This is a genomic window from Colwellia sp. 6M3, from assembly GCF_014077595.1.
Taxonomy (GTDB): Bacteria; Pseudomonadota; Gammaproteobacteria; order Enterobacterales; family Alteromonadaceae; genus Cognaticolwellia.
In genome coordinates, this window is the sequence record NZ_JACGWF010000141.1 from 1 (window position 1) to 6,565 (window position 6,565).

A 6,565-nucleotide genomic window follows, 5' to 3' on the forward strand; every position below is an offset into this window, starting at 1 on the left:
GTTCTTCCTTTATATTTTTACGCCATTATTTATTGGCATTTTATTCTAAGATATTTTCACTTTTACGCAGAGGCCAAAAGTGAAGCTAATTTTTCTTGAGCATGTAATGCAAATAAATCGTCACAACCACCAATATGGTTATTGTTAATAAATATTTGTGGCACGGTTGAAGCGCCCTGACTACGTTTAATCATTTTCTCACGCAGTGGTGCATCACCGTCTATTTTTATTTCATTGTACGCAACGTTCATATCATCGAATAAAGCTTTCGCTCTCATGCAATAAAAACAAGTCGCTTTAGTATATATATCAACTGCCATTATGATAACCCGTTGTTTTATTGTGAATTACTTAGTTACAGGTAAACCTGCACTTAACCAAGCACTCATTCCACCTTTAAGAATACTAACTTTAGTGAAACCCGCTTTTGCTAGCTGATTAGCCACTTTACTTGCACTAAGACCAGCACTACATACTACAATAATGGGTGTATCTTTATGTTTTTCAAGACTAGTGAAGTCATTTTTACTGACTTTTTCATTGCCAAGGTGCACTGCATCAACAATATGTCCGGCTTTAAAGTCTTTTTCGCTACGGCTATCAACCACAACACCCGACTCTCTATTAATTAAAAAAGTCATTTGTTGCGTACTTAATTGCTTAATAGGCGACATTTGAATTTTGATAGTAATGACAATAATCATTAAAACAATAACCAACCAAGCTCCACTAAGTAAAGGCTGGCTCATTGCGAAAGTAATATGTTGATCCATAAGTTTTACATTCTAATTAACTAAAAATTTTCCACAGTATACAGGCTAATAAACTAAACCCAAACTGAACTTTTCATACAAAAACACAATAATGAAATAACTTTGCATATATCATTGGTTTTTGATCTTAAAACTGAAACATTTTGTCTAAACAGACAGAAGATATTCACATCGTGTCTTGATATACTGCTGCTGAAAATTATTTTCAATGATCTAACGCTCGTATTACTTTTATCTATCTTTGTTCTAATAAAGGAAGCCATAATGCCAAACAAGAAGTCTACTGTTCTTATTATTCTAGATGGTTGGGGATATAGAGAAAACACAGAATCAAATGCTATTTATCATGCTAACACCCCAGTATTAGATAACTTAATAGCTAACAAGCCCAATATGTTGATTGAAACCTCTGGCATGGCGGTAGGTTTACCAGACGGACAAATGGGTAACTCTGAAGTTGGACATGTTAATTTAGGCGCTGGGCGTATTGTTTATCAAGACTTCACCCGAATTACTAAAGCAATTAAAGATAAAGAATTTCAAAACAATCCAACGTTAGCTAGTGCAGTAGAAAATGCCGTAAGCAATAATAAAGCAATTCACGTTTTTGGTTTGCTCTCTCCAGGCGGTGTTCATAGTCATGAAGATCACATTTTTGCCATGTTAGAAATGGCCGCAGAGAAAGGCGCTAAGGCAATTTATTTGCATGCATTTTTAGATGGCCGAGATACACCACCGCGCAGTGCAGAAGCCTCACTTATCAAAGCACAAGAAAAATTTGCAGCACTAGGCTGTGGCCAAGTAGCCTCAGTTATTGGTCGTTATTATGCTATGGACAGAGATCAGCGCTGGGATCGCGTTGAATCAGCGTATAATTTAATGGTTTCAGGACAAGCTGAATACCAATACAGTAAAGCAACTGACGCTTTACATGCCGCTTACGAGCGTGACGAAAATGACGAATTTGTAAAAGCTTCAGCCATTACTGATGCCGAAGGTAATGTCATTCAAGTAGAAGATGGTGATGCCATGATCTTTATGAATTTTCGAGCCGATCGCGCGCGTCAATTCACCCGTTGTTTTACCGAACCAACGTTCACAGGCTTTAAACGCCAGCAACAACCTAAACTTGGCAGCTTTGTGATGTTAACCGAGTACGCTGCTGATATTGATGCTCCATCTGCTTTTCCAAAAGTCGAGCTTCACAACGTTTTAGGCGAATGGTTAGAAAAACATAACAAAACGCAACTGCGCATTTCAGAAACTGAAAAATATGCCCACGTCACATTTTTCTTCAGTGGCGGTAAAGAAGATACCTTCAAAGGTGAAGAACGAATATTAGTGCCATCACCACAAGTGGCTACTTACGATTTGCAGCCTGAAATGAATTCCACCCTATTAACTGATAAATTAGTAGCAGCTATTGAAAGCGGCGATCACGACTTTATTGTTTGTAATTACCCTAATGGTGATATGGTTGGTCATACCGGTGACTTTGATGCTGCCGTAAAAGCTTGTGAAGCTGTTGACAGATGTATAGGCCGCATTGTTACCGCGTTAGAAAAAACAGGTAGCGAGTGCTTAATTACCGCCGACCACGGCAATGCAGAACAAATGTTAGATAACGAATCAGGACAGGCGCATACCGCCCATACCTGTGAACCTGTACCTTTAATATATTTTGGTCGAAAAGCAGCAATGGCAAAATCAGGCGCACTTAGTGATATTGCACCTACAATTTTATCATTGATGGATATGCCTCAACCTGAAGAAATGACAGGACATAACTTATTAACGCTAACTTAACGTAAACGTGCTTTTTATTGTGCCTTATAACGACAACGCTAGATGCTTATCAATAAAACTTAGCCAGTATAATGCTGGCTATGTTTTTTGTATTGGCTTAATCATACTGTGCTTATCGTTTAATACTGTGGCTCAAGCAAGCGCGAACAACAGTGCAAAAACAAATCAGCAACTTAGCGATATCCAACAAGCTATTAATCAACAAAAACAAAGCCTATCAAACACAAATATTAAAATCAGTGATCTAGAACAACAGCTAAAAACTGATGATCTAGCAATAGGAAAAATAGCTAAAAACTTATCAAATACCACCAGTGAATTAACCGCTACAGAAAATAAATTAGCTGAACTAAGTACCGAGAAAAAACAACTTGAACTGGCTAAAAAGCAACAAGAAGAAATACTCGCCAAACAATTACGAGCCGCTTACTCTACGGGTCATCACGACTACATCAAGCTATTACTTAATCAAGAAAAGCCTAGTAATGTACAACGCACTATCACCCATTATCAGTACTTAAATACGGCGCGTATTAAAGAAATTGAAGCATTTAAAAGTACCATTACGCAATTAAATGACGTTACACAACAATATCAGCAACAAGCTGAACAATTAACACAGTTAACACAAACACAAAGCCAGCAAAAACAAATTCTCGAATTATCAAAAATCAAACAAAAACAAACCTTAAAGGCTTTGAATCAAAAAGCACTTACAGAACAACAAAAGCTCGCCAAACTGGAACGAGAAGAATCAGCATTAGTCTCCTTATTAAAAAGAATGACTGCCGATGCAGCAAAAGCTAAACAGGCAGAAAATTTAGTCGGACTGAGTAAATTAAAACGTAAGCTCAGTTGGCCGGTGAAAGGGCGAATCAATCATAGTTTTGGTTCAAGTAAACAAGGCTATTTAAAATGGAAAGGCGTATTTCTTTCAGCGCCAATTGGTCGTGAAGTAAAAACTATTCACAACGGCACAGTTTTATTTTCAGATTGGTTAAAGGGTTATGGACTGGTTACCGTTGTTGACCATGGTGATGGTTATATGAGTTTATATGGCCATAACCAAGCCTTACTAAAATCGGTGGGTGACCGTGTTGAAGCAGGTGAACCTATAGCCTTAGTTGGCCAAAGTGGTGGCCAAGCTAATTCAGGTCTTTACTTTGAAATTAGGCACACAGGTATTGCAGTCAACCCCAAGCTCTGGTGCAAGTAATTTTGTTTACTAATTCAATTATTATCTATTGAACTAGTCGATTTTGCCCACTTGAGCTGCTATTCTCACTAACGACTTATAATAAGAAAAATTTACCGTGCTTAAATTATTTTCCAAATTTATATTGTTATTAAGCTTACTTTCTCCTGCCTTACTTTTTGCTCAATCAGCGCAAGTAGCGATTATTATTGACGACATTGGCTATCGTAAAAGTGATGCGCAAGCGCTTTACTTACCGGGCAATATTAGTTACGCCATTTTACCTCATACCCCGTACGGCAAAAGATTAGCGCTAAAAGCACAAGCTAAGAATAATGATGTTATTTTGCATATCCCAATGGAATCAAAAAATGGTAAAAAGCTAGGGCCTGGCGCGTTAACCAGTGAAATGAATGAAAATGGCATTCGTGAAAGCTTAAGTAATGCTTTTGCTGAAATTCCTTTTGCGTTAGGTATTAACAATCACATGGGCAGCAAGCTTACTGAATTGTATCAACCAATGGCTTGGACCATGCAGTTTCTAAGAGAACGAGATTTAGTCTTTATAGATAGCGTAACCACTAGCGCTAGCCAAGCTGAAGACGTTGCAATCAGCTTTGGCGTACCGAGTTTACATCGGCATATATTTCTCGATAACAAACTCGAACACAACTATATTCGCCGGCAGTTTAAACAATTAATTAGAGACGCTAAACGCTATCAGACCGTGGTGGCTATTGCTCACCCACATCCTGAAACGATAACGTCTCTGAAAAAACTTCTGCCTTTGCTCGCACAAAACAATGTTGAGCTTGTGCCAATATCTACATTACTTAACCGTAAGTTAACAACACCTAACCTACAAATAAATGCTGAAGACTGAGCTATTCCTACATTTATTAAATGTGTAAAATTTTCTGACAGTGCAACATTAACTAGCTCTTTATATTATGTTTTTTAAGAAGTTTATGAAGATACTTTACGGGTATCGCATAAGTAATTCCACTGGGTTTACTGATCACCGTTTCTTTACTTTGCTGAACAAAAACCTTATTAATTACACCGACAACCTCACCCGTTTTAACATCATACATAGCGCTACCACTATTGCCTGGATAAGCCGTTGCATCTAATTGATACACTAAATAGGGATCTCTTAAGCGTTTCAGCATAGCAATACTAATTTGTCTTGAGTCATCAACGGGGATAATAGTCGGTGTTACTGCAGCAATTATTCCACGGTGAGTAACCGGATAAAGCCCAAGTACCGCGCCAATAGGAAACCCCGTGAATGCAATACTACTGCCTTCTTTAATAAAGCCATTCTTTGCTAAGGTTAATGCCGGTAACGCTCTCCCTTCTATTTTAAGAATAGCTAAATCATGCTCTTCATCAGTGGCAACTAATGTTGCTAATCTAACCTTCGCTGCTGGCCCTTTCCCGGTAAATACGGCTAGTTTTTGTAATAAATTATCATCTAACTCGGTATCAATAACGTGATTATTTGTCACGATGTAGGTTCCATCTCCAACCACAAAGCCGGTACCATTAAGCTGGTTTTTCTGCCGCCCAGTTGGCGTATAAACACCAATTCCTACAACAGACGGTTTAACCATGCTGATGGTATCAACTAAATTAGCGTAGGTTATTGAGCTACAAAGTAACCCAATCAATATTAATGGTTGTAATATTCGTTTCATATTTTCACTCTTATTAAAAAATTTCACTCATTACCTGAACTTAGCATACTATTGGGTTAGCGATTTCGAAATTATTGCCCATAATTAAATAATATAGTAGAAGGAGATATACTTAGTGGCGAAAAATATAGTACCGATTTTAGCCGGTGGAGGTACACGTTTACCCGCACACATTGGCGTACTGCAAGCATTAGATGACTTGAATATCGATTTTACTCACCTTGTTGGCGTTTCTGGTGGCAGTATTATTGCCAGTTTTTTCGCTGCGGGACTATCAATAGCGAAAATGAAACATATTGCGCTAACCACTGACTATAATCAATTTAAAGGGTTCTCGATTATCAGCTTGATTCGAAATGGTGGTTTAAGCTCAGGTGACGTTTTTGAACAATGGGTCGACAAGCATTTAGAAGGAAAAACCTTTAACGACCTTAACTGTAACCTGCATATTGTAGCGACTGATGTAAAAACAGGTCGACCGGTTATTTTTGACCGAAAAAGAACGCCAGGCATGAAAGTCTCTCTCGCTGTTCGCTTTTCTATGTCGATACCACTGGTGTTTAGTTTTAAAAAATTTGGTAGTCACTTAATGGTTGATGGCAGTATTTTATCAGAAGACGCCTTACATCGAGATTGGGCTATGGATGGCACACCCGTACTGTGTTTTCGTCTGCGCGGTGAACATGAATATGACGAACTAAAAACAGATGGTATGTTCCCTATTATCAATTACGTGACTTTACTCATTAGAACCTTTATGACTACGATATCACGCGAATATATCAACGATGCATTCTGGCATAACACCATTATTATCAATGCTGGCTTATCCTCAGCTGTTGATTTTGGTATGAGTGAAGAGAAAAAACTCGAATTATTTGATATTGGTTACCATACTGCAATGGAAATAGTACCGATTAAAACTAAGCATGGTAGCTAAACTCTTAAAAAATAAACGTTATTAATAACTCAAGTTTCGGGGTTCAAAATAGACGAGGAAATAACAATAACCTAATGATTTAAAAGAAGTTGATGCCTCATTGTGGTAAAATACTTGTTAACTAGACAACGTAAAAAACCACAAGAGACAT

General features: G+C 37.8%; 7 protein-coding genes. 4 read left to right on the top strand and 3 right to left on the bottom strand.

Going from position 1 to position 6,565, the window contains the following annotated elements:
• Positions 1-62 precede the first annotated feature (62 nt).
• A complete protein-coding gene (grxC, locus tag H4J50_RS18140; protein WP_108454718.1) occupies positions 63-323 on the bottom strand; it encodes a glutaredoxin 3 in 261 nt (86 codons plus the stop codon).
• A gap of 24 nt (positions 324-347) precedes the next feature.
• Complete coding sequence (locus tag H4J50_RS18145; RefSeq protein WP_182257586.1) at positions 348-773, bottom strand: rhodanese-like domain-containing protein; 426 nt, start codon at positions 771-773, stop codon at positions 348-350.
• A gap of 264 nt (positions 774-1,037) precedes the next feature.
• On the opposite strand from H4J50_RS18145, the gene gpmI reads away from it, so the two are divergent.
• The 3 genes from gpmI (at position 1,038) to H4J50_RS18160 (ending at position 4,657) form a co-directional block, all read left to right on the top strand.
• Positions 1,038-2,579, top strand: coding sequence for a 2,3-bisphosphoglycerate-independent phosphoglycerate mutase (gene gpmI, locus H4J50_RS18150; RefSeq protein WP_182257587.1), 1,542 nt, complete (start codon positions 1,038-1,040; stop codon positions 2,577-2,579).
• A 127-nt stretch (positions 2,580-2,706) separates the two neighbouring features.
• Entirely contained in the window at positions 2,707-3,795 is a 1,089-nt protein-coding gene (locus H4J50_RS19875) for a peptidoglycan DD-metalloendopeptidase family protein (protein ID WP_310733283.1), read from the top strand.
• Positions 3,796-3,892: 97 nt separating this feature from the next.
• On the top strand, positions 3,893-4,657 hold the full coding sequence (locus H4J50_RS18160) for a divergent polysaccharide deacetylase family protein (protein WP_310733284.1): 765 nt from the start codon (positions 3,893-3,895) through the stop codon (positions 4,655-4,657).
• A 52-nt stretch (positions 4,658-4,709) separates the two neighbouring features.
• Here H4J50_RS18160 and H4J50_RS18165 read toward each other — a convergent pair whose 3' ends face one another.
• Complete coding sequence (locus H4J50_RS18165; protein ID WP_182257589.1) at positions 4,710-5,474, bottom strand: serine protease; 765 nt, start codon at positions 5,472-5,474, stop codon at positions 4,710-4,712.
• 115 nt (positions 5,475-5,589) lie between these two features.
• Here H4J50_RS18165 and H4J50_RS18170 point away from each other — a divergent pair, with 115 nt between their 5' ends.
• A complete protein-coding gene (locus tag H4J50_RS18170; RefSeq protein ID WP_182257590.1) occupies positions 5,590-6,414 on the top strand; it encodes a patatin-like phospholipase family protein in 825 nt (274 codons plus the stop codon).
• Positions 6,415-6,565: the final 151 nt, after the last annotated feature.

What these genes read in the sequence shown, in the direction of transcription:
- H4J50_RS18145 (WP_182257586.1), bottom strand. Translation starts at nt 773, where the DNA reads ATGGATCAACATATTACTTTCGCAATGAGCCAGCCTTTACTTAGTGGA.
- gpmI (WP_182257587.1), top strand. Translation starts at nt 1,038, where the DNA reads ATGCCAAACAAGAAGTCTACTGTTCTTATTATTCTAGATGGTTGGGGA.
- H4J50_RS18165 (WP_182257589.1), bottom strand. Translation starts at nt 5,474, where the DNA reads ATGAAACGAATATTACAACCATTAATATTGATTGGGTTACTTTGTAGC.